Origin of the sequence: Dactylosporangium sp. NPDC000555 (genome assembly GCF_040300025.1) — a bacterium.
Classification (GTDB): domain Bacteria; phylum Actinomycetota; class Actinomycetes; order Mycobacteriales; family Micromonosporaceae; genus Dactylosporangium.
This window is the reverse complement of record NZ_JBEPDB010000074.1, coordinates 1-22,120: the sequence shown is the minus strand read 5'-3', so window position 1 is coordinate 22,120 and position 22,120 is coordinate 1. Positions and strand designations below refer to the sequence as shown.

Sequence of the window (22,120 nt, the reverse complement as noted above, 5' to 3'; positions counted from 1 at the left end):
CGTGTCATGAGGTGCCAGCTGTTGCCCTGCCAATGGGTGTGGCCGCTCGCGGAGTGAGCGGCCACACAACCGGGTCACTGCAGGGGATGGGGCTCGCCGGTCAGCGCGGCGAGTGCGGCGGCCACCTCGCTGAGCTTGGCCCGCACGTACCGGACGGTCGTACCGGCGTCACTGCCGCCGTCGGCGTGGCCGGCGTACGCCTGGGCGATCGCGTAGCCGAAGTTGCGCTCCACCCACGTCAGCGTCGTGTGCCGCAGCCAGTGGATGCTGATCTGCTGCGTCGCCACCCACGGCAGTATGGCGCCCATACGCGTGAACAGATGGTCGTACCGCCGGCGGGTGACCGGGGTCCCGTTGCGGTAGCGCAGCAGCTGGCCGTTGCGGCGCCCGGCGGCGCCCCGGTCGTGCGCATGTTGCAGCAGGTACTGCATCAGGGTGGGGGAGACCGGCTGCCAGCGTTCCGTCTCGCCCTTCTCCCGCAGCCGGACCAGGCACTGCTCCTCGTCGAGGTCGACGGGCCGCAGCGCCAGCGCCCCGCCCCGCCGGCACGCCGTCTCCGTGTGCAGCCGCAGCAGCAGCGCATCGAGCTCCGGGTCGTTGCCGCTGGACGCTGCGGCCGCGTTGAGCTCGACGAGTTTCGCGTCGGCGAGCGCAGCGCGGGTGCTCGGTAGCCGCCGTGGTTTCGGGACCTTCAAGGCCGGGTTTTCGTCCTTGGTGAGGTAGCCGTCGGCGGCCGCGTGGCTGTACGCGCATCGCAGCGCCGCGATCAGATTCTCGGCCGTCCCGCGGCCGGAGCGGGCGTTGCGCCGCACGACCCGGTTGGCCTTCACGAACTCGACGAGGCCGCTGATGTCGGACGCTTTCACGTCGTCCATCCGCCGCTCGCCCCACTGCTCCTCGATGCGGTTCCAGTAGCTGCTGTACGCCCGCAGCGTCCCCGCCCCCACGGCGGCGCGTACCACCGGCAGATACTCCCGGAACGTCGGCACCGCCGGCCGGACCGCGGGCGACTGCAGCAGTTCCTCCGGCGACACCCCGAGCCTGGCCAGCAGCAGCCGCGCGGCGTCCAGGTCGGCGTCACGATCGGACGTGGGCGCGGCCGTCATGCGGCACCGTCCGCGAAGTGCGTCGCGTGCAGCCTGGCAACGAGTTCCTCGAGCACCACCGGCGGGTGCACGATGAGCAGGCCGTTGACCGGGTCGGCGGCCAGCAGCACCCGGTCGCCCGCGCCGAGCCGGCACCAGTGCCGCGCCGCCGCCGGCAGTCGGACGTGGCCGAGGCGGCTGAGCCGGAAGATGCCGTGCTCGTCCGCGGCGACCACGATCAGGCCCGTGTACGCCTGCAGGTGCAGCCGGGTGGTGTCCGTCCAGCCGAGCGTCCGTATCAGGGCAGCGTCCGCGACCCGCCCGTTCGTGTCGACCGTCGCCAGCCCGAACCGCAGCGTGCCGGCCGGGCGCTGGGTGAGCCGGGCGAGGGGAGCGGTCCGCGAGGTCGCATCGAGCCGGTTGTGATCGGGGAACGCGATTGCGGCAGGACGGAGGGGATGACGGCGGGGATCGGGCCGGTGCTCATCGCGGCCACCCGACCCGCACCACGTCGCAACGGTCAGGAACGTGCGGCGTATACGCCGAAGCCGCGTGCTCGATTGCGCTCGAACACGCGGCCCTCAAATACAGCATGTGTGCTGGGTTTTTGTGTCGAAGGGGGGATCTGAACCCTCACCCGTCGCACCCCTGCGAAATCCAGGGGTTCATGCGAACATCGTACGAGGTCACAGCCTACGCCTCAATCCCTCTGGATTTGGAGGGCGTCGGCGAGGTCCTGCCGTAGCCGCGGCAGGACCTCACGACTGATTTGCGGCTTGGCCCTATTCGGCGGTCCCCTGAACGGGGCGTCGTGGTTTAGGCACCGCCCGCCGGATGGCGGACCGGATCTGCGCAACGGTGTCGGAGGGGCCCAGTTCGTGCCGCAGATCCAGCAGGTAGCCGGCGGGATGGCCGGCGATGATCTGCCTTCGCTGGTCGAGGGCGCCCCTCACCGCCCCGACCAGGCACCCCGCGACCACGCCCGCGCTGGTGACGACCGGCGGCAGGTGGACAGCGTTGGCCAGCACACCCAGCGCCGCCGGCGGTGCGAGCGTCTGAAGACTGAGTACGGCTCGAACCGGTAGCAGGCCGAGCCGGCCGAGCGTGCGTTCCATCTCTTCGAGCGGGTGCGCGACCTTGCCCTCCACGTGGTTGCGCAGCTTGGCGGCTCGCACATCCGGATCCCGGACCTCGCTGATCGCCACGAGGTCCGGTGTGAGCGAGTCGAGGAACTCGCGATAGCGCATGAGCTGTGGCAGCAGCCTCCGTCGCGCCTCGATGATCCGCTCGACGGGCACCTCGGCCAGGTCGCGCGGCAGTACTGTCTGCAGCGCCAGCACCGCGAACACCTGGCTGAAGTCCGTCGGGCCCCCCGGCGCCCTCTCGGTGTCGTCGGCGAGCAGGATCTGGGCCATCGCCTCGATGGTCCAGCCCGACGTGACTGCTGAGGCCAGTGGCTGATCGGTGACCGGCGTCATCCCGTTCTCGCGGGCGACAACGTCCGCCAAGATCGCCAAATAGACCCCTGCCAAGCGGGAGTGCATCGCCAGGTCGCTGACGTCGAGCACCTTCCCGTCGGACGCGCGGCGCCACGGGTACCTCCGGGACACCAGCAACCCGTCGTTCGCCAGCCGCTGAGCCAGCCGGTAGGACATCTTGTCCGGATGAACCATTTCCAGGCGGGAATCGAGCGGCAGGAGTTCGTCGTGCACCTCCTCGGTGTGCAGGGATTCGAAACCGAGTGCCTCGGCCCCGTACCGAGGTGTCAGCTCGTCCTTGTATCGGTCGAGGAAGTCGTAGAACAACGCATCGATCTGGTCCTCGGTGCCCAGCCTGGGGGAGGGGCGCCGCATCCTCGCGAGGACGTCGTCGTCCACCCAGGACCGGCGGCTTGCCCGGCCGCTCGGCCGCACCTCGATGACGAAGTCAAGTTCGTCCCGGAGTCGCTTGACCGTATCGGAGTCGCGCAGGCCGTAGTAGCCACGTGGATGGATCCGGCCGAGCTGGGGCCAGTGCAGGGCCGCGGCCTTCACCCAGCTGTCGCCGGGCAGGTTGACGTGCGGGAAGTAGAGGGCTACATCGCTCACAGGGACCACAATGCCCTCTTGGCGCTACAGTCGAGAGGCGGCCCGACCCGAAGCTCTGACGCGCGTACCGGGTCAGAGCGTTCCGGTGCGGTGATGCCCGTGCGTTCTGCCGGCTGTAACGCGGTAGAGGTGCCGAGCGCCTGCGCGATGCCGACCCCCTGCAACGCCTCATGACAGAGCATTACTAGGCATACCCTCCTGCACGCGCAAGATCGGACGATGATGCCGCCGTGGGCCTTTCACCCGTGTGGTGGAGGGCCCGCGGTGCCGCGCAGCTTGCGCCAGAGGTATTCGAGGGTCATTGCCCAGAGGGTGGCTTGCTGCTCGTTGTCCGCGGCTGCGCCGTGCCCGCCCTCTATGTTCTCGTAGTAGGAGACGTCGTGGCCGTGCTGGCGCAGCAGGGCGACCATCTTGCGCGCGTGTCCGGGATGGACGCGGTCGTCGCGGGTCGAGGTGATGAACAGGGCCGGAGGGTACGACCGGCCGGGCCGGACATTGTGGTACGGCGAGTATTCGCGCAGGTAGGTCCAGTCGGCCTGGTTGTCGGGGTCTCCGTACTCGGCGATCCATGAGGCGCCGGCGAGCAGGTGGGTGTAGCGGCGCATGTCGAGGAGCGGCACGGTGGCCACGACCGCCCCGAACAGCGCGGGATAGCGGGTCAGCATGACGCCCACGAGCAGTCCGCCGTTGCTGCCGCCTTCGATACCCAGCTGCGCCGGGGTGGTGATCCCGCGCGTCACCAGATCGGCCGCGACCGCGGCGAAGTCCTCGAACGATCTGACCCGCTTCTCCCGCAGCGCCGCCTGGTGCCACGCCGGACCGAACTCGCTGCCACCACGGATGTTCGCCACGACGTAGGTGCCGCCCCGCGCGAGCCAGCCACGTCCGATGACGCCGTCGTAGTACGGGGTTTGGGAGATCTCGAAGCCGCCGTACCCGGTCAGGAGCGTCGGCGCGGCGGCGGCCCCACCCACGACGAAGTACGGCACCCGCGTGCCGTCGGCGGAGGCCGCGGAATACTGGCGCACCTGCATGCCGTCCGGGTCGAAGAACGCGGGCGCCTGCTTGAGCACCTCGACGTCACCGCCGACGGTGCCCAGGCTGAGGGTCTCCGGCCGCAGATACCCGGCGGAGGCGGTCAGGTACGAGTCGTCGTTGTCGGGATCGGTGTCGACGATCCACGTGTCGTCGAGTCCGCCCGCTCCGGGTAACGGCTGCCGGCGCCAGCCGGAGGCGCCCGGGGTCAGCACGTGCAGCCGGGTCCGGACGTCGGCCATCGTGGTGAGCATCAGATGGTTGCGCGTCCACACGTACGAGCCGAGCGACGTGCGGTCGTCGGGCTGGAACAGGACGCTCAAGTCCCGCTGGCCGTCGAGGTACGCGCCGAACGGGGCGGCCAGCAGGACGCCGGCCGGATAGGTCACGCCGCCGACCGCCCACGATGACCGGAGCCAGATGAGCAGCCAGTCCCGCTGTACGCCGCAGCCGGCGTCGTCCGGTACGTCGATCTTGACGAGGTCGCCGGTCGGGCGGCGCAGGTACAGCTCGCTGCGGTAGAAGTCCACGGATCGGCTGACGAAGTCGCGCTCGTAGCCGGGCGTCGGGTCGTGGCTCGCGCTGACAGAGATGTCGTCGACGTGCCCTTCGTACACGAGTTCCGCCTCCGGCAGCGCGGTGCCGCGCCGCCACCGCTTCACCACACGCGGGTAGCCGGAGGCCGTCAGGGTACCGGGCCCGAAGTCGGTCGCGACATAGATGTGGTCGGCGTCGATCCAGTCCACGTCGCTCTTCGCCTCGGGCAGCGTGAACCCGTCCGCAACGAAGACCCGGCCGCGCAGGTCGAACTCGCGGACCACCATGGCGTCGGCGCCACCCCGCGAGAGGCTGACCAGACAGCGGTCGTAACCGGGCCGCAGCACCGTCACGCCGCCCCACACCCAGTTCTCGCCCTCGGCCTCGTTCAGCGCGTCGACATCGAGCAGGATGTCCCACTCCGGCTCGTCGCGCCGGTACTGCTCCAGTGTGGTCCGCCGCCACAACCCTCTCGGGTGGTCCGCGTCCTGCCAGAAGTCGTAGTAGAGGCCATCGCCGCGCCAGCCCGGGTAAGGGATCCGGTCCTTGCTGTCGAGCACCTCGCGGATCGCGTCCTTCGCCCGGGCGAACCTGTCATCGGCGAACGAGGCCAGCGTCTCGGTGTTGCGGTCCGCGACCCACCGCGCAGCGGGTGGCGAGTCCAGTTCTTCGAGCCACAGGTACAGGTCGTCGGCATCCTCGTCCATCGCCGCCTCCTCCGGCCCGATCCGGTACACGATGATCGCACGCCGGCAGAGAGCAGGTCGATCCGGTGCCCGTGTTCGCGCGGACGTCGTCGCCATCCAAGCGCCTGGATCCCGACACTAGATCACGGGGCTTGACCCCTGATCTTGGACACGGGGTTATGCGGCTGCGGCTGCGGCCAGCGCCGGCCGCATAACCACAGGTCGCAGGGTCATTCGCCCGCTGGCCCAAGGGCCTGCGGACAACGCAACGCACTCTTGCCGGCCTGCACGCTTAAGGAGGACGTCGGCGAGCGCCTCGCGCACCATGCCTTGCCGCGCCTTCTTGGCGCCGTTCGGTCATCGGGCCATGATGGCAGCCTCGATGGTGCCGAGCGAGTCATCGCCGCTCCCGCCGACTGTTCGGCGTGTGAGCTTGACGCCAAACCGTCTGGGGCCGAGCATTGCTGGCTCGGCTATACGGGGAGGGTAGGGCTGCGATGAGCAATGCCGACTTGGCTGGGGCGCTGACCTCGATATCGGGCAGCGGCATCGGCGATGGGGACTATGTTGGTTACTTCGTCAACCAACATGGAAACCAGTTGGTGTTCGTTCAGCGCCCCGGCGAGGCGCAGGCGGTGTTGCTGCACAGCGATCTGGCATGGCAGCCTGAGCGGATCAGTCCGGACGCTTTCCGGATTGGAACCGAGGGCGCTCGGGCCTCGTCGGCGCTCGGGCGGGTTCCGAAGATCGGCGATGTGATCCTGAATCAGGCGGAAGCTCTGTGCCCGGCCGCGTACTTCGAGGCAAGTGCGTGGTTGCGCGATGGCTGAGCCCCGTAGTGCCGGTGCCATGGGTGCGGAGTTTCAGTACCGGCTGGGCACGATGTGCTACGTCGAGGTGGCCGCTGATGGCACGGTGTCGCAGGGTGCGGACAGGGCAGCTTACCAGCGGGCATTGGCGGGGCGGTCGCGTCTGTTCGCGGTCTGGCCGGGCAACTACCGCAGCGACCTGTTCGCCATCGATGATCTCGACCAGTTTGCCCGTGGCATGGGTTGGATTCACGACGAGGCACGCACCGGACTGGCAGACCATGAGCACCAGGTCCGCTGGCAGGTCGGCGAATTCGAGCGCAATCCGAACGGCAGCTACATCTCGGTGAGGGTGTGGCTCGACTGTGGGTGCGCGATCCGCGATCACCGCGCTTTCGCGGAGCAGATGCGAGCGCAGCAGGGTTGGGACATTGCCACGACCGGCGGTTGGGGCAGCAGTTCCGACAGCAGTGGGACGTCGTACTCGATGCGCGTGCGGCGCAAGAGTCTTTCGTGATCAAGCTGACCCCGGGCGTTGGCTAGGGCGGACAGGGCCGGCATCCGGTGGCTAGGCTGCCACGTCTGAGTGCGAGGAGGAGGGCCTGATGACGCGGTACGCGGTGGACGAGACACGGGGCGAGCTGGTCGCGATCTGGGACACCGGCTACGGTGCGGTCGCGATCACCGTGGCGAACCTACCCGTTGACCTCGGATCACGGGAACGCCTGGCGCTGGCAGCCAATTTGTCCGGGTTATCGGACGCGTTGTGGCGCTGCTACACGCACCCCGCGAGTGCGGCCGACAGCCTCGACGAGAACACGGAAGGTTGGCGGCGACAGTTGACCCGGGAGGGCTTCGCCACAGTTGCCGATCATGTGCGCGAGCCCAACCTGCCCTCGGACAACGGCGCGTTGCTGGTGTCGTACGACCCGGTTGAGGAGTGCGCTCATCGGGTGGGTCGGGCTCTGCATGCCGCCAGCGACGCCGGCCTGAGGGCGGCGGTCGTCGCAGAGGTCGAGGCCGAGGTCGAGGCCGTGGAGAAGGCCGAGCTGGGCGACTTGTCAGGCCGGTCGACGCAGGCGGTCCAGCTGACCCGCCAGGACGCCTCGCCCGTGCAGGTCGCGGCGGCCGACGAGATCTTGGCGAGGGACCCGCTCGGCGCCGATGACCTGTTCCTCGATCTTGACCCAACGTCGGCGTGTGTGGCCGCCGTGCACTGGCTCAAGGCGGCGGCGGACGTGGCGTCTCGCGTGTCCGGTCGGGCGGCCAGCCAGGTCGTATTGGAGGCCGACAACATCGAGGCGATCCCGGTCCGTACCCCTACCGACGTGCTGGAACTGTTGGACGTCGATTATTCGCCGACCGACATCGTGACCGCGATGATCCGCGACGCGATGGCGATCGCGGCGGGACAGGTTCCCGATGTCGACGTGCTGCGAGACAGGCTGGACGAGGCGGAGGAACTGGCCGACGAGCACACCACTGACGAGTTCTCCGCGCAGGAACTGCGCAAGATCCGGCTGACGCCGCTGGACCCGCAGCGACCCGCGCGGGACATGCTCGAAGACCTGCTCACCGGCATCCATGGCTGCTGGCTGCTGTACAACGAGTACGCCGACCATTCCGACGTCGACCTAGACGACGAGGTTGATGAAAAGCTCGACGACCTCCATGAGCAGATGCAGACCGAGTTCAGCAACGCGGTGCGCGAGGAGGCTCGCGCGCACCGGTACCGGCTCGGGTTGGAGCCGGCACCGCACCGGCCTACGCGCCCTGCCCTTCGCTTGGTGGCCAGCGACGATGACGGAGACGGCGAGGACGAGGAACGCCGTGACATCGATCTGGAAGCCGAGGATAGCTGCGAGCAGGTCGTGTCCGCGGTGCTGGACGCGGGAGACCCCGACATTCCCCGCGATCTCATTGAGTCGATGCTTCAGGTCGCCGATGACGACATCGGCCGGGTGATCGCGGCGCTGATTGCGCGCGGAGTAGGTTATCTCGTCGCGATGAAAGACGGCCCGCTGGTGACGGCGGATCTGGACGCTGCGATGGAATGGCTGGGCGAGAGGTATGGCGCTGAGTACGCCGGCCCGGCCTTGGCGGCGGCGAGCCTGGCCGGGCACTACGCGAGCCAGCGGATGCTCGCCGAACGGCTGGGCGTCGACGATGTGACGTTCGGGCAGCTGTCCGACGTTCTCGGCCCTGACCTGTTCCCCGCCATAGTCTGGCTGTGCGCCGCGCTGGTGTCGACCGTGGGCGAGGGCGACATCGGATGGCTGCTCCGCTACCGACCCACACGCGAGGACTGAGATTAGCCATGCAGGAAGAAGACCCGGCGGCGCAACCGACGCCCCAGCAGGAGCCCACCGGCGCCGGCACAGGACGCCGACCCGCCGATGTCGCCGCGCCGATCCGGTGCGCCCACCTTCGGATCGATCCTCGCGGATACCCGATCATCGCGGTCATTCCGCAGGCGCCGGGCAAGGAGGACTATGGGTCGCTGTCCGAACAACGCAAACTCGTGCTCGCGACCTTCGACCTGTGCGCGGTATGCGCGATGCCGTTCCACGATGAGCTGCGATGGCAGGTCACCTTCGATGACCAGCTGCAGCAGATGGGCGATGCGCTCATCTTCAACGAGGCGCCGGTGCACGAGGTGTGCGCACTGTACGCGGCCCAGGTGTGCCCGTTCGTGTCCTCTCCCCACGCTCGGCTGGGCGACGCGATGCGTAAGGGCCAGCGGCGGGCCCAGACACTCGTGCTGGCCGGCTTCGACCGCACCGCCGCCGTGTTCGGCCAGGAAAGCGAGCTGCAGACCGACCTCAGCATCTTGATGTTCGAGATGGCCGGGCTGTGCCGCACCCATCGGCTGATCGGCGCCGCCGACGCCCGCGCCGCGTACGAGGCCGCGCTCCGCGACGAGGCCCGCATCGAGCTGGACGACGCCGAGCGCCGTATCGTGGATCTGCTGTGCGCACCGACGCCGGACGAGGGCGAGGACCCAGGCGCGGTCATGGCCGGCGCCGCCTGGTTCATCGGTGCCGCGTTCTGTCCCAAGGTTCGCCAGCTTCAGACGATGCAGCGGTTCGCCGAAGCCAAGAATGACTTGTACTTCCAACTCGCGGCCAGGTTCATCGTCGAGCCCGATCTGATGGCGACCTGGGTGGACGCTCAGGATCGGTCCACCGCGGCGGCGATGTCCTGGTTCACCACTCGGGAAAGCCTGCCCGCCGTCCTGCGACAGTGGCGAGCCGACGGCGCCCGCCGGATTCGTGACCGCCGGGGCCGCGTCCCTCGCCCAGCTGGACCAACGGCGACGCCGGCCCGCGACGAGGCCGCCATACGTCGGCGGCAGGATGCCGAAGCCGTTCTACGGAAGGCGCGTCGGCGCAAGCGTTAACCCAACCGATGCCGGCGAATGGCTGACGGTTCCGTCCGCGCACAGAGAGCGCCGGTCGCCCGGATTGCGTGGGCAACCGGCGTCTCTCGCTGGGCTCAGGCGCTACGACGGCGCTGGCTCTTACGGGGCGCGGTGGCCTACCCAAACCCACCTCCAACACGTCAACACCGCCACCGCTACCTGGCGCCGGCACCCCAACCGACCGCGGCCACACCAACAAACGTCACCCGACTCAACCAAACACTCGCCGTCTAACCAATTCAGCAACAGGGTCGTCGGTGTTGGCAAACGCCGACCGCCCCGCAAGAGCCCAACCTCGACGCGAACCACCAACACCGACTAAAGTCCACAAAGGACGTGAGGACCAGCCCGACGACCGCGTCAAGACCGATCACCTCGCATCACTCACGCGCGAAAAAGAGCTCATGCTGCACGGCCCTACCGGTTAGGCGGGCTGATGTGCTAAAGAGAGCACTGACTGGGTCGGTTACTCCCCGAGGGGTGCGGAGAGCAGCCGTCCGCTGAGGTCTATCACAAGACACCGACACTTTCGGGCCGGCCGCGCGGTTCGAGAAGTCCCGCACCGCAGTTTCAACCAGCGCGCCAATCACAGTGCTCACAAAGCCTCTCGCTGCCGAGCCGGCCAAACACCATTGCCGGGGCGTGAACTTGTCATACGGTGGTGATCGATGTTTAAGTGAGTGTTTATGCCACGCCTCTGCGTAGCGATCGGAGGGTGTTGCCAGCGTGTCGAGACCTGTCCCGTGGTTCGAGTACAGCGCCGACCAAACGGAACGGCTCCTGGCCGCATTGCTGACGCGAATCCTGCCGAACGCGCTGCGTGTCGACGGCAGCGGTGGCGACGGCGGGGTGGACGTGCAGGTACCGGTCGACGGTGGGCTGCACATCTACGAAATCAAGCGGTTCCACGGGCGACTCGGGCCTTCTCAACGACAACAAATCCTGGATTCTCTGCAGACAGCAGTCCGCCGCCAGCCCGCGATGGTGGCGTGGACCCTTGTCGTTCCCCTCGACCCGACCCCTGGCGAACTGCGATGGTTCCAGTCCAAGTTGCAAGCTGTGACGCCGGTACCTGTGGCGTTCATGGGCCGAACCGCGATCGAGACTCACCTCAGCGCGCACAAGGACTTATTGACTACCTTCGCGCCCGGCTCCGTCGAGACCAGGGCGCTGGACCTGGCCGTCGAAGCATTGAACCGACGTAGCGACACCGGGCGGCACACCACATCGCCGCGAGCCGGCATCGTTCCCGCTGCGGCGGCTGCGTTCCAGAACCGCGTCGGGTTTCTGGACGACTTTCCGGCCGGGGGAAGCGTGGTGCTGACCGGGCTCGGCGGCGTCGGCAAAACACAGCTCGCGGCCGACTTCGCGCGCCGAGCCAGAACTGCCACAGCGGCGATCATCTGGGTCAACGCATCGTCCCGGGATCTGATCGTGGCAACGTTTGCCGAGGCGGCGCGGGTGGCCTTCGGCGCGCAGGAGGATGCCGAGCGGGGCGCCGACCGGTTCCTCGCATGGCTCGCCGACACCGAAGAAGACTGGCTCGTCGTCCTCGATGACGTGCGGGCACCGGCCGACCTTCGGGATCTCTGGCCCCGAGGACCTCGGGGCAGGACCATCGTCACCACGAGGCGGCGCGATGCGGCCTTCGCCGGGCACGGCCGTCGCTTGGTCGATGTCGATGTCTTCAGCCCCGCGCAAGCCTCGCGCTATCTCCGATCGGCACTGCGGCAACAGCGGACGCTCGGCGATGACATCGACGGTGTCGCAACCGACTTGCAGGGGTTGCCGCTCGCATTGGCCCAGGCGGCGGCGTTCATCCTGGATCGGCAGTTGCGGTGCAGCGAATACCGGCGCCGTTTCGCGGATCGCCGGAGGCGGCTGACCGAACTGCTGCCCGAACCCGAGGCGCTGCCCGACGAGCACCGCGATACGGTGGCGACCACTTGGTCACTTTCGATGGAACTCGCGAATCAACTGGATCCGGCCGGTGTGGCGCGGCCACTGATGGAGCTGCTCAGCGTTCTGGATCCGGACGGCATTCCGACGGATGTCGTTGCCGAAGACGCCGCCCGGACCTGGATCTCGTACGAGATCTGGAAGGCCGCCGGCTCGTCCGGCGACCATCGTCTCCTCGAGGGCGACACGATCCGCGATGGGTTGCGAGCGCTGTATCGGCTGAGCCTGCTCCGTCACGACGGTGACATCGTCAGAGTACATGCGCTGGTTCAGCGGGTTACGCGCGAAGCGCTCGACAGCGTGCAGCGCTCAGCGGTCATCTGGGCGGCCGCTGACACGCTGCTCCTGCACTGGCTCCGCGGGGATCGAGCAACGAGTCTAGCGCTGACGATGCGCGCAAACGTCAACGCCCTACGTCGTCACGATCGCGACGAGCCTGAAGGGCTGAACGGGCATTACGTGCTGGTGCTCGCCGGCGTACGCCAGGGCGAGGGCGGCGATCCGGGAGGCGCTGCCGAATACTTCGACGACGTGGTTGCCGCGGCGATGCGGCGCCTGGGACCGGACGACCCGGAGGTGCTGGTACTGCGGGGCCATGCCGCTCGGTGGCGAGCGAAGACCGGCGACTACACCGCGGCGATTCCCCTCCACGAAGCGCTAGTCCGAGACTTCGAGCGCATGAAGGGACCGGAGGACGAAGGCACCGTCGTGGCGCGAGCCAACCTCGCATTCTGCCGCTTCGAGGCGGGCGCCATCGCCGAAGGTATTCACGAGATGCAGCACATTGTGGCGGACTGCGAACGGCTGTTTGGTTCAGCCGATGTGCATACCTTCGATGCGCGTTCCATGCTCGCCGGAATGTACGGCGAGGGCGGCGACGGCGAGACCGCCCTCGCGATGTACGCACAGCTCGCGGCGGACCGGCTCGCAGCGCTCGGCCCCGATCACCCGGACACGCTCGCCGCGCAGGGGGCCCACGCCCGCTGGGTCGGCGAGTGCGGGGACGGCGCAGAGGCGGCTGTCTCGCTGCTGCAGCGGCTTGTCAACACGCGCACGCGAGTGCTTGGGCCAGAGCATCCGGACACGCTCGCCGCCCGCGGGAATCTTGCGAACGTCATGGGTGAGGCAGGTGCACGTGACGTCGCGGCCGCTGACTTTACCGCGCTGCTCGCCGACGCTACGCGATGCATGGGACCAGATCACCCGGAGACCCTGACAATTCGAAACAACTACTTGCTTTACACCTCCGAGAACATGGATCCGGATGAAGCCGCGAATGCATGGATGGACCTGATCGACGATAGCGCACGAATCCTGGGTCGGTCGGCTCCGGGAACTCTGAACAGCTTGCATAACTTCGGCGATTGGCTCGCCCGCACCGGGCCTTCTTGAGGCGGCCGCCGGTTGGCTGGAGGCAGCGTTTGCTGGACGGACCACGGTCTTAGGCGCAGAACATCCGCACACGCTTGCCACTGGCGTCTTGCTGCGGGAAACCAGGAACGCGATTGGTGGAAGCCGGAGCTGACGATACTCAGCCGCGGCAAGATCGCCGCGGCTCGCGGAACCATCAGTGGGAAAATCCGCCCAAAAACGCCATGCTCGATTCGGCTGGGCCTCTGCCTTGTTGCGTTCGACCAGGCCAGCCGATCGGCGTACTTGCGCTGCGGGCGACGTTTCCGCTCATGCCGCATCCGCGCGCTCGGTGGTTGCGCGGGGTGTGACAGCGTGTTTAAGCCGATGTAGATGTACCTGTCGACCGGTGATCGGCCGTGGCGAGGGGGTGGGGTTGGCCGGTCATGGCGGCGAGTGCTTTTGCGACGTCTTGCAGGTTGGCGCGGATGTAGGTGGTGGTGGCTGGTCCGGTGGTGTCGGTGTGGCCGGCGTAGGCGCGGGCGATGCCGTAGCCGAAGTGGCGTTCGACCCAGGTCAAGGTGGTATGGCGTAGTCAGTGGACGGTGACGCCGTGAACGGCGACCCAGGCCAGGTGGTGGCCGATGCGGTGCCAGAGGTGGTCGTACCGGCGCCCGGTGAGTGGTCTGCCGTTGCGGTAGCGCAGCAACGTGTCGGTCGGCAGGACCGCACCCCGGATTCGGGCGTGTTCGGCGAGGCGGGTGGCGAGGTCGAGGCTGATCGGTTGCCATCGGGTGGTGCCGCCCTTCTCGCGCAACAGGACCAGGCCGCGGTCGGTGTCGAGGTCCATGCGGCGGAGGTTGAGGGCGCCGCCGCGGCGGCAGGCGGTCTCGGTGTGCAGGCGCAGGAGCAGGGCGTCGAGGATTGGGTCGTTGCCGGTGGTACGGGCGACCTGGTTGATGTCGGCGAGTTCCGTATAGGTGAGGGCGCGGCGGGTGCTGGGGAGTCGGCGGGGTTTGCCGATTTGGTGGGCTGGGCTGTCGGTGGCGTTGATGAGGTTGTCGGCGATGGTGCGGTTGTAGAAGGCGCGGGCGGCGGCGAGGAAGATTTCGCCGGCGTAGCGGCCGTCGCGGTGGTTGCGGCGGGCCGTGGCGTGTTCGGCGGCCTGGACCTGCATCGCCTGGACCTCGGTGGCGGTGATCGTGTCGATGGGCCGGTTGCGCCAGGTCATCGCCATGCGGGTCCAATAGGTGCGGTAGGCGCGTCGGGATCCGGGGCCTGCGGCGGCTACCACCTTGGGCAGGTATGCCTCGACGGTAGGTTGTGGCGGCCGGGCGTCTTGCTGCAGGTCGTCGAGGGTGATGCCCAGTTCGGCGAGGGCTGTCCAGGCCGCGTCGAGCCGGGTGCGGTCAGCTGGCATCGGCCCCGCCGCGGCGGTCGGTGAGCAGCCGCGCCACGATGCGCGCTGGGTGGATGACGAGGAGGTCGTGGGCGGGATCGGCGAGGAGGACGACGGTGTCACCGGTGGCCAGCCGGCCCAGGTGCCGGACGGCCACGGGGATGGCGAGCAGGCCGCTGGCGCTGATGGCGGTGCCGGTCCGGCTCGAGGTGGCGGTGATGGTGTGCTCGAAAACGTCGAATCGCAACCGGTGTCCGGGCGCCCAGTGCAGCAGGCGGAGCAGCGGGCGGGCCGAGATCCGGCCGGACGGGTCGAGTCGGCTGACGTCGAGCTGTGGTTCGGCGGGATCGGCCAGGGTTCGCGGCGCGGGCAGGCGTGGCAGGGATGGCCGGGAAGGCCGGCGGCGGGGGAGTGGTGCCGGGATGAGCGCGGTGATCATCTGTTCGGTCGGGGCCGGGACGTCGCGCGGCACGTCGCTCATCGTTGTCGCCGTGCAGCAGTCGGGAAACAGCGATACCCGACCGGGTGAATGCCCGCTCGGGTCAGCCGCTGATGTACTGGGGTGCAACGGATCTTGGTGAACCTTTACCAAGATCAGTGTCGAAGGGGTGACACGCACCAAATGCCCACGCCATTGATCTTGAATGATGTGCTGCGCCTGGACATCGATCGCTACAGCCTATGAGATGTTTGCCCTGTCGTGACTGGCTTACGATCGGAGGCGCGGAGTGCGGAGGGCAGCGCGCGCGACCAGTAGATCCTTCGCCGGGTCCGCGGTCAGGTTCGAATCCTCGGCGGGTCCCACCGAACATGGGAACGGACCGACGGGCGCAGCGACGTCGCGATCATCAGCGAAACGTGGCAGCTTGCGTAATGCATACGGAATGCTGCCTGGCGGGAGGGATCGCAGGGCCCCGGCAAAGTCGGCTCGATGACGCCCGAAGTGTTGATCACTGCCACTAACCGCTGCCGTTCCGCTCAACGCGAGTGCGCGGCTCGTGCGCGAGTTGCGTCGTGTACACGTCTGTCTGATCGATGTCGGCAAGCGCCTGGCGAGCCGCTCTCTCGTCGCCCCGATCACGGAGCAGGTGCACAAGCATGTAGAACGCGGTCTTGTCGCCGCGTTCGGCACGATGCCGGAGGTCGCTGCCGCGCCCCTGCTCGTACAGCAGGCGGTCCAGCCGTCGGCGTGCACACCGATCGCTCTCGCCCCGGCGGGCGAGTTCATCGAGCCGCCCTGCCCTCGCGAGCAGGTCCATGTGCCACAGGTGTGCGTTGTGAAGGTAGGGGTCCGGGCTGAAACACTCGGCAACGGAGCCGACAACCGCGATTGCTTCATCCCAGTCACCACGCTCCTGTGCAGCCCGCGCCACCGAACCCCAGTCCTCCATGGCGCCGAGTATGACCCCTGGCACCTCGTTAGGTGATGCCGAATAGGGCCAGTGGTCGGTTGGCGTCGCGGGCGTGGTGGCGGTTGGCGGCGGCGATGTTGGTGGCGCCGGCGAGGCGCAGGGCGCCGATGGCGGCGTTGCGGAGTGCGGCCATGACGTGTGGGCCATTGCTGGTGCGGATCTGGGAGCGGTCTTCGTCGTAGCTGACGTCGCGGACCCAGTGGGTTTGTTCTCGATGGACCAGTGGCCGCGGATCCAGTCGGCCAGGTGCATCGGTTTCGCTTGGTGGGCAAGGAGATCGGTGATTGCGTAGACGGTCTCGGTGGGGAAGCGTCGAGGTTCGTCGAGCCGGCGTCGGCGGCGGCGGATCTGTATCGCTTGGGCGGCGTGGGGGAAGTCGATGCCGGTGGAGACGGACAGGATCTTCAGGGTGCGGATCTCTCGGCGGCCGTGACCGCGGTCGGTGGTGCGGTCGGCGACAGGAACAAGCCGCCAGGGCAGGTCGGCCAGTTGCTGGTGCAGGCTGGGCTGGTTTCCCTGGACGGTCAGGATCCAGTGCGCGCCGCGCTCGGCGAGGTAGACGACGTGGTCGCGTTGGCAGTGCAGCGCGTCGGCGGTCACGACGGTGCCGCGCAGGTCGCCGATCTGATCCAGCAGGGCGGTGAAGTGGGTGATCTCGTTGGTCTTGGTGTCGACGTCGGTGCTGGCCAGGATGATGCCGGCGTGCTGATCGGCGGCGGCGAGGACGTGCCGAGCGGCGCTGTCGCGGGTGCGTGAGCCGCGCAGGGTCTTACCGTCCACGGCGATCGCTGGTCTGGATCCGGGTGCTGGTGCCGGGATCCTTGCGGCAAGCCAGCTCCCGATCGCGGCAGTGAGCAGATCCGGGTCGATGGCCTGGAGCAGTCTGCGGATCATCGCTTCGGATGGTCGCCGATTCGCGTCGATGCCCAGCAGTACCGCGGTGTCGGCGGGCAGGTCGGCGACCCACTCAGCGATCGCGGTGTAGGAGCGGTAACCGGCCACGACCGCGCAGACAGCCGCCGTGAGCACCACGGTCAGGTGATGGCGGACGCCCCGCCGGGCGCGTGGATCGGGAACTGCGGCCAAGGCTGCGGGCAGACCGGCGGTCAGCTCCGGTGGACGGAGCCCGGCCCGTGCGGCCAACAATGATGTGATCAGCGATGATGGCGATGCGGGCATGGCTCACTTCGGGAACGATCAACAAGGCGTAGGAACCTCGATGATCTTCCGAACCGGTCATGCCCGTCCTGCTATGCAGAGCAAGGGCGCGTCTACACCAACCACCTCAAGCCGGACACGCATAACGACTTTGCCGGGGCCCTGGGAGGGATCGCCAGGTGTGGCTATCGCTCAACGTCGGGCAGAGATTTGGGCTTGACGCAAGGCTGGCGCCCCGCGCGATCGAACGGGTCTCCGCTTTGGCTGCGTTGCGTAGTGGATGTCGTCAGGGAGCCGGCGCGCACTCATGCCGACGACAGCGCGCACCTCCTTAATCGTCATCCGCTCTCGGCGCCCGCACACGAGGGCACGTCGGCTCGGCGCCCTCCGATAGGCTACTGCGACACGTCCAGGATCGTCTGGAGGAGAAGTTCCGGCACAGCTGTTAACGCCTCCGTCAGCAGGTGCTCGATCCGCACGGCAACTTTGCTGCTGTCCACGGCGATGTGGTCCGCCCATGCCTCAGGGTGGTATCGAGCGAGCATGGACAACGCGAACAGGACGGCCCACCACGCCATGACCGGGTGAAGGGAGTCGGTGTTCGCGCCAACGGCCGGGAAGGCATACCGGTCGTGCAGGCGATAGCTGGTGCTGTGTGTAAGCGCTTCGGCGGTCCGCTCGTGGTAGCCGGTATGGCTGCAGGAGTAGGCCAGGTGGACGGTACCGCCCTGCCCATCGGGATATACACCCTTGGGATACATCGCCATGTGTCCAACGAGCTTCGGATACTTGCCGAGAAATGCCTCCAACGCTGGCGCGGCGTCCTGGTGCTGCGGGGGCGGCATGAGGCCGGACGCAATGCCTGTCACGATGAGCTGCACCGGCGGAGTCGTTGGGCCCTGAGAGAACACGCTGGACTCGTCGACGGTCACCGGAAGCGGGCCGGCGTCGTCGTTTGGATGCCCGAGCGGAAAGACCCTAGCCTCGGGCAAGGTATTCCACAACTCGCCGAGAGTTACCGGGGCGGTGCCGTCCCAGACAGGAGAATCGAGGATTCTCGACAAGCGGGTGAAACTGCCCGTGACTGTGTTGTCACAATGCACCTGGACGTCAGCGAGGGGGCCGACGAGGGTGGACGTGTTGGCCTTGATGCCGTGCCCGACGAGCGGGTAATCGTTGTTAGGCACGTGCTTGGCAGCAGCCGCGATGGCCCGGCCACCCTGTGACAAGCCGTAGAACAACAGCAGCGGACGGGTCGCGACGCCCACGCTCATGGCGGCGGTAAACATCTGCTGCGCCTGTTCAAGCGCGGCTGCATAGGTCTTTCGGCGCCCTCCCCTGATGCCAGAGGGCGGCTCGGCCCGGGTTGACCGAAGCGCTGCCCAAACGACGTCCACGTCCACCTTCACTGTCACTTGACGATCGTCCGCTTAAGCACGACGAGATGCCAGCGAATTCATAGATCCACACAGGGGCGTTGGCTGCATGTGGTTGGGCGATCAGTAGGAGCCTTGAAGTGGGCGGGTTTAATCCCGAGGCGCGTGTTCCAGCTCCAGTCGGCCCGGATGCGGATCTGACCAACGCCTACTTGTCCCGGCTCGCCGCCTTGATCTTTATCGCAACCACTGGCCTCCTTCGCTGCGTACGACCATGATTCTATCGGGCTGGCGTAGCACTTCTGGAGCGCCGTCGTCGCTGCCTCTCGGTGAGGGTCTCGTTGCTGACGTCTTTGGCGATAACAACGCTTTCGCCATTATCTAGAAGTCCGGTAATGATGTCGCGGATTTGTTCCACACTAACGCCCACTGTTCCTATCAGCCCGTGTGCGACGAGATCAATGAACTGCTGATTGCTGAGGTGCCGCTCTACGGAGTCGTAACCAAGCCGGGTGAGGTTTTCGGCGAGCAGCATTCGGGTGTATGACGTCGAAAGATAAAGCCCATTGACGAGGCGGTCGGGTGGAACGTTTTTCTGTTTGATGTCTGCGAGTTTCAGAAAGCTGAACTCGGGACCGATTCTCCACTCGTGCGGCCTGGTCGGATTTCTATTGAGTTTGGCAAGACGTTCCATGCGATTCAATTGATCAACAAGGCGCTCATCCACCGGATAGCTCCGCCCCACCAATCGCTTGTACTGCACAAGAACGAAACTCTCGGTGTTGACGTGGTAATAGATGAGATCGGCACCGGTCCTCGCCTCCACGCCACTTGCATCAATATTGATAATTTCCATTCGCCGATTCCCATCGGCGAAGACGTGGACATGCATTTCAGGGGTACGCTGGCGAGACCATCCGGGAAACGCTCTCGCGTCATGATCGATCAGTCTCGGCTCCGTTGGATTCGCAAGACCGGCGAGTCGCGGGTGATACAGCTCCTCTCGCCCCGTTGCCGACTGCTCGTAGCCTTCGCCGGGCAGTTCGATCTGGGTGGGCGACGCCGACGGGTTGCTTTCCAGTGTTCTTGGGCGCGGATACGGGACGACGCCAGCGACAAACGGCTGATTGTTGCTGGGGCGCCTCCAGGCACGCAGGGGAGTCGACGAGAAGCCGCCAATTCGCAAACCAAGATTGATGGCGTCCCGATGTTCCCGCCACAATATCTCTCGCTCGGTGAATCCAAGTTCATCTGAGTTGCGGAGGGCCTCAAGCCAATCTATAACCGCGCCCATGCCTGGACGCAGCCGTGCAATTGAATCTAGAACACTTGCCGCTACTTCCGATTGGACTGCGACTACATCACCGCTGCGGGTGGTCAGGAGGTGTGCCAAATTGTCACGGTTCGTCCCGGTAGTGACATGCTCGCATTCAAGGGATGATGGCACTATATCGAAGAGTTCTTCGAGCTTGATGCGAGTATCGTAGGTGCTTGCCTTTTGGTTTGCAGACCGAAGCGATACTCCGATGTGGGTCAGGTAGGACCGGGTTGATCGGTTGCGGCCAGCGTCTTTGTGCACAATCAATGCCAGCTGGACCTTCTCGCCAGATGGCATGGCAATGGGTGTCGTTTTTGTGACATACCTCCGCCCCGCAGGCACCGGTCGATCAACCACGACTATATACATCACATCGACGATGTTAGCGGTAGTGTCCGGCCGCCGAAGTGCGCACATCACTGGCTGGGCGCGTGCGCCTGAATTTGCCGCAAAGTGGGCGTGGGGTCGCTTCGACCAACGATGCACCCCGGACTCGGCCCGGCTTGAACGGGCTACCGCCCTCTCCGACTGCGGCACGGTCATCCGGAGTCGGCGTGCCTTGGGCGAGGACCGACACCTGTCAGGCGCTGACGTTGGCCAACTCAGATCAAGTGCCGCGCATCCGCTCTGCCGCAGGTCCCGCGCGGCGGCGACATCGGAGATCGTCACGATTCGTGGTTGTGCGCGGCGCCCTACCCGCAAGGTCCGCTCACCGCTCGAGCCGAGAAGGGCGATAACATCCGCGGGCGAGACGAACGTGACGGAGGTACTGCCGATGGTACGAATGGTGATACGGCCCGTCCCGATCGTCCTCGCAGCCACCGCTGTCATCACGGGTGCAGGCGTTGTGGCAGCGGGCGTTTACGGCGGTGTCCGGCGCTTGCGGGCAGAGGCGCAGACGCGTGAACTCTGGGCCGCCTACTCGGATCGCTACAGCAAGCACCTTGCCGAGCACGAACGGACGAACGTTCAGCTGCAGGCGTTCGGCCGCCAGCACGAGCAGGTCCATAACGACGTTGTTCTGCGAATGCGCGACGTCCTGATGCGCAACAACATGCAGGTGCGCGTCAGTGAACTGCTCATCCTCGACGGCGTTGAGTTCTCCACCAGCTTGCAGGTCATGGCGCAGCCGAAGCTCGACCTCGATCCGGAGGGCTGGGCCAAAGGGCTCGTTCTGTCAGCTCAGGCCGGTCACACGGTGTGGAGCTTTCTGCGTCACGGCATGAACCAGATCGCGACAGCCAGCACGGGCGCGGCTGCCTCGGACCTTCACGGCGCAGCTCGGGAAGCCGCGCGTGAGGCGTTCATGGGTGGCGGCACGCTCGCGTCGGGTGGCGGTGGCAGGGCTCTGGGCGGCGTGCTCGGGAAAGCTGTCGTAGGTGGGATCGTCGTGGGTTCCGCTGGCGCCACAGCGTACAAGCAGGGCGAGAAGGCGATGACGGAGGCCGAGAAGCACCGGCGAGCGTTCGATCTCGCCATCGAGAGCCTCAATGTTGTTGACCGGCTCTTCCACGGCGTGCGGGAGCAGGCGCAGGAGAAGGACCATACTCTTGCCTGGCTCGCCGCTAGGGCGTCGAAGGCCATCGACGCGCTGGGGGACGGTCCGCTCGACCCGGCGATTCATGGTGATCGTTTCGAGCTGGCGTGGAGTCTGGTCAAGGCGGTGCAGCAGGTAGCTGTTGCGCCCGTCGCCGACGAGAATTCCAACCTCGACGCGGACACCGGAAGACTGATCTTCAAATACCGTAAACCCGCGTAAGAGGGGACACCACATGGCGGAGAAGAAGGAGGTGCTGGAAGGCACCCCGGTACGCCCGAAATCGAAAGAGCTGCAGGCCAGTGCCCAGGACGCGTTCAGGGCCCTGAGCCTGATCGTTGGTCTTCTCCACGACGGGTTCAAGGCCCATCAGGCGGAGAGCACGAAACGGGAGTACCTGCGAACGCTTCGCGAGGCTGAGATCGCGAGGATCCGAGCCTCGCAAGAGGCTCTGAGGGATTACCTTGACCGGGTCTACGCCGAGCGTCGCGACACCCATCAGCGGCTGTTCGCCGGCCTTGACCACGCTCTGGCAGCAGGCGACGCCGTAGCAGTCCAGGCGGTCGTCAGCGGAATCGTCGATGTCGCGCGGACCTCGCCACTGGCCGACATCGGCAACATCGTCGACCTGAAGCAAGCCATGGCCAACCCCAGCACCGTCTGGGAACTGTAGATCGAGACGTCCCGCTTGGCTTCGTTCGCGGGCCGGAGGTATGCCGTCCAGCGCGAGCCTGCTGTGTACTCTCCGACCCGATACTTGCGGCGCAGCAGGGATCCAAGCCGATTCGCTGTTCAACTACCCCATCCGGATCTCATAGGTTCTTGTCAGCCTGCGGATGCAGGATGGCTCCTGTATCGGCTGGCGGGTCAGCACTCTTCGGATCGGACCCTGTTGAGGTCTTGCGGCAGACCGTGCGCCCGCTGGTCGTGAGGAGATGCAACAGCTGATGG

Annotated in this window: 17 protein-coding genes; 7 read left to right on the top strand and 10 right to left on the bottom strand. The window is 66.7% G+C overall.

Going from position 1 to position 22,120, the window contains the following annotated elements:
• Positions 1-74: 74 nt before the first annotated feature.
• The 4 genes from ABT297_RS32790 to ABT297_RS32775 form a co-directional block, all read right to left on the bottom strand.
• Positions 75-1,106, bottom strand: a complete 1,032-nt coding sequence (locus ABT297_RS32790; RefSeq protein WP_350556295.1) for a tyrosine-type recombinase/integrase — start codon at positions 1,104-1,106, stop codon at positions 75-77.
• Positions 1,103-1,321: an AbrB/MazE/SpoVT family DNA-binding domain-containing protein gene (locus ABT297_RS32785; RefSeq protein WP_350556294.1), complete on the bottom strand. Its 219-nt coding sequence runs from the start codon at positions 1,319-1,321 to the stop codon at positions 1,103-1,105. Before ABT297_RS32785 ends, ABT297_RS32790 begins: the two co-directional genes overlap by 4 nt.
• 546 nt (positions 1,322-1,867) lie before the next feature.
• A complete protein-coding gene (locus ABT297_RS32780) occupies positions 1,868-3,172 on the bottom strand; it encodes a DUF6236 family protein (protein WP_350556293.1) in 1,305 nt (434 codons plus the stop codon).
• 239 nt (positions 3,173-3,411) lie between these two features.
• Positions 3,412-5,451, bottom strand: a complete 2,040-nt coding sequence (locus ABT297_RS32775) for a prolyl oligopeptidase family serine peptidase (protein WP_350556292.1) — start codon at positions 5,449-5,451, stop codon at positions 3,412-3,414.
• Between the two features lie 476 nt (positions 5,452-5,927).
• Here ABT297_RS32775 and ABT297_RS32770 point away from each other — a divergent pair, with 476 nt between their 5' ends.
• The 5 genes from ABT297_RS32770 (at position 5,928) to ABT297_RS32750 (ending at position 13,011) form a co-directional block, all read left to right on the top strand.
• Positions 5,928-6,260, top strand: a complete 333-nt coding sequence (locus ABT297_RS32770) for a hypothetical protein (RefSeq protein ID WP_350556291.1) — start codon at positions 5,928-5,930, stop codon at positions 6,258-6,260.
• A 19-nt stretch (positions 6,261-6,279) separates the two neighbouring features.
• Complete coding sequence (locus ABT297_RS32765) at positions 6,280-6,756, top strand: hypothetical protein (RefSeq protein ID WP_350556290.1); 477 nt, start codon at positions 6,280-6,282, stop codon at positions 6,754-6,756.
• 88 nt (positions 6,757-6,844) lie between these two features.
• On the top strand, positions 6,845-8,548 hold the full coding sequence (locus ABT297_RS32760; protein ID WP_350556289.1) for a hypothetical protein: 1,704 nt from the start codon (positions 6,845-6,847) through the stop codon (positions 8,546-8,548).
• Positions 8,512-9,639 carry a hypothetical protein gene (locus ABT297_RS32755; protein ID WP_350556288.1) on the top strand — a complete coding sequence of 376 codons (1,128 nt, stop codon included), beginning with the start codon at positions 8,512-8,514 and terminating at the stop codon, positions 9,637-9,639. Before ABT297_RS32760 ends, ABT297_RS32755 begins: the two co-directional genes overlap by 37 nt.
• Before the next feature lie 747 nt (positions 9,640-10,386).
• A complete protein-coding gene (locus ABT297_RS32750) occupies positions 10,387-13,011 on the top strand; it encodes a tetratricopeptide repeat protein (RefSeq protein WP_350556287.1) in 2,625 nt (874 codons plus the stop codon).
• A 337-nt stretch (positions 13,012-13,348) separates the two neighbouring features.
• On the opposite strand, the gene ABT297_RS32745 is transcribed toward ABT297_RS32750, so the two are convergent.
• The 6 genes from ABT297_RS32745 to ABT297_RS32720 all read right to left on the bottom strand — a co-directional run bounded on the left by ABT297_RS32745 (position 13,349) and on the right by ABT297_RS32720 (position 20,001).
• The gene (locus ABT297_RS32745) at positions 13,349-13,549 is read right to left on the bottom strand and encodes a hypothetical protein (RefSeq protein ID WP_350556286.1); all 201 of its coding nucleotides are present in this window, start codon (positions 13,547-13,549) and stop codon (positions 13,349-13,351) included.
• 15 nt (positions 13,550-13,564) lie between these two features.
• Positions 13,565-14,389 (bottom strand): tyrosine-type recombinase/integrase, encoded by an 825-nt coding sequence (locus ABT297_RS32740; RefSeq protein WP_350556285.1) that lies wholly within the window; start codon positions 14,387-14,389, stop codon positions 13,565-13,567.
• Positions 14,379-14,849 (bottom strand): hypothetical protein, encoded by a 471-nt coding sequence (locus ABT297_RS32735; RefSeq protein WP_350556284.1) that lies wholly within the window; start codon positions 14,847-14,849, stop codon positions 14,379-14,381. Before ABT297_RS32735 ends, ABT297_RS32740 begins: the two co-directional genes overlap by 11 nt.
• Before the next feature lie 478 nt (positions 14,850-15,327).
• On the bottom strand, positions 15,328-16,812 hold the full coding sequence (locus ABT297_RS32730) for an ISAs1 family transposase (protein ID WP_350556283.1): 1,485 nt from the start codon (positions 16,810-16,812) through the stop codon (positions 15,328-15,330).
• 521 nt (positions 16,813-17,333) lie between these two features.
• Positions 17,334-18,353, bottom strand: a complete 1,020-nt coding sequence (locus tag ABT297_RS32725) for a YaaC family protein (protein ID WP_350556282.1) — start codon at positions 18,351-18,353, stop codon at positions 17,334-17,336.
• Between the two features lie 241 nt (positions 18,354-18,594).
• The gene (locus ABT297_RS32720) at positions 18,595-20,001 is read right to left on the bottom strand and encodes a hypothetical protein (RefSeq protein ID WP_350556281.1); all 1,407 of its coding nucleotides are present in this window, start codon (positions 19,999-20,001) and stop codon (positions 18,595-18,597) included.
• 388 nt (positions 20,002-20,389) lie between these two features.
• Here ABT297_RS32720 and ABT297_RS32715 point away from each other — a divergent pair, with 388 nt between their 5' ends.
• Together ABT297_RS32715 and ABT297_RS32710 are read left to right on the top strand one after the other, a co-directional pair.
• Positions 20,390-21,391: a hypothetical protein gene (locus tag ABT297_RS32715; RefSeq protein ID WP_350556280.1), complete on the top strand. Its 1,002-nt coding sequence runs from the start codon at positions 20,390-20,392 to the stop codon at positions 21,389-21,391.
• A gap of 13 nt (positions 21,392-21,404) precedes the next feature.
• Entirely contained in the window at positions 21,405-21,842 is a 438-nt protein-coding gene (locus ABT297_RS32710) for a hypothetical protein (protein WP_350556278.1), read from the top strand.
• Positions 21,843-22,120: the final 278 nt, after the last annotated feature.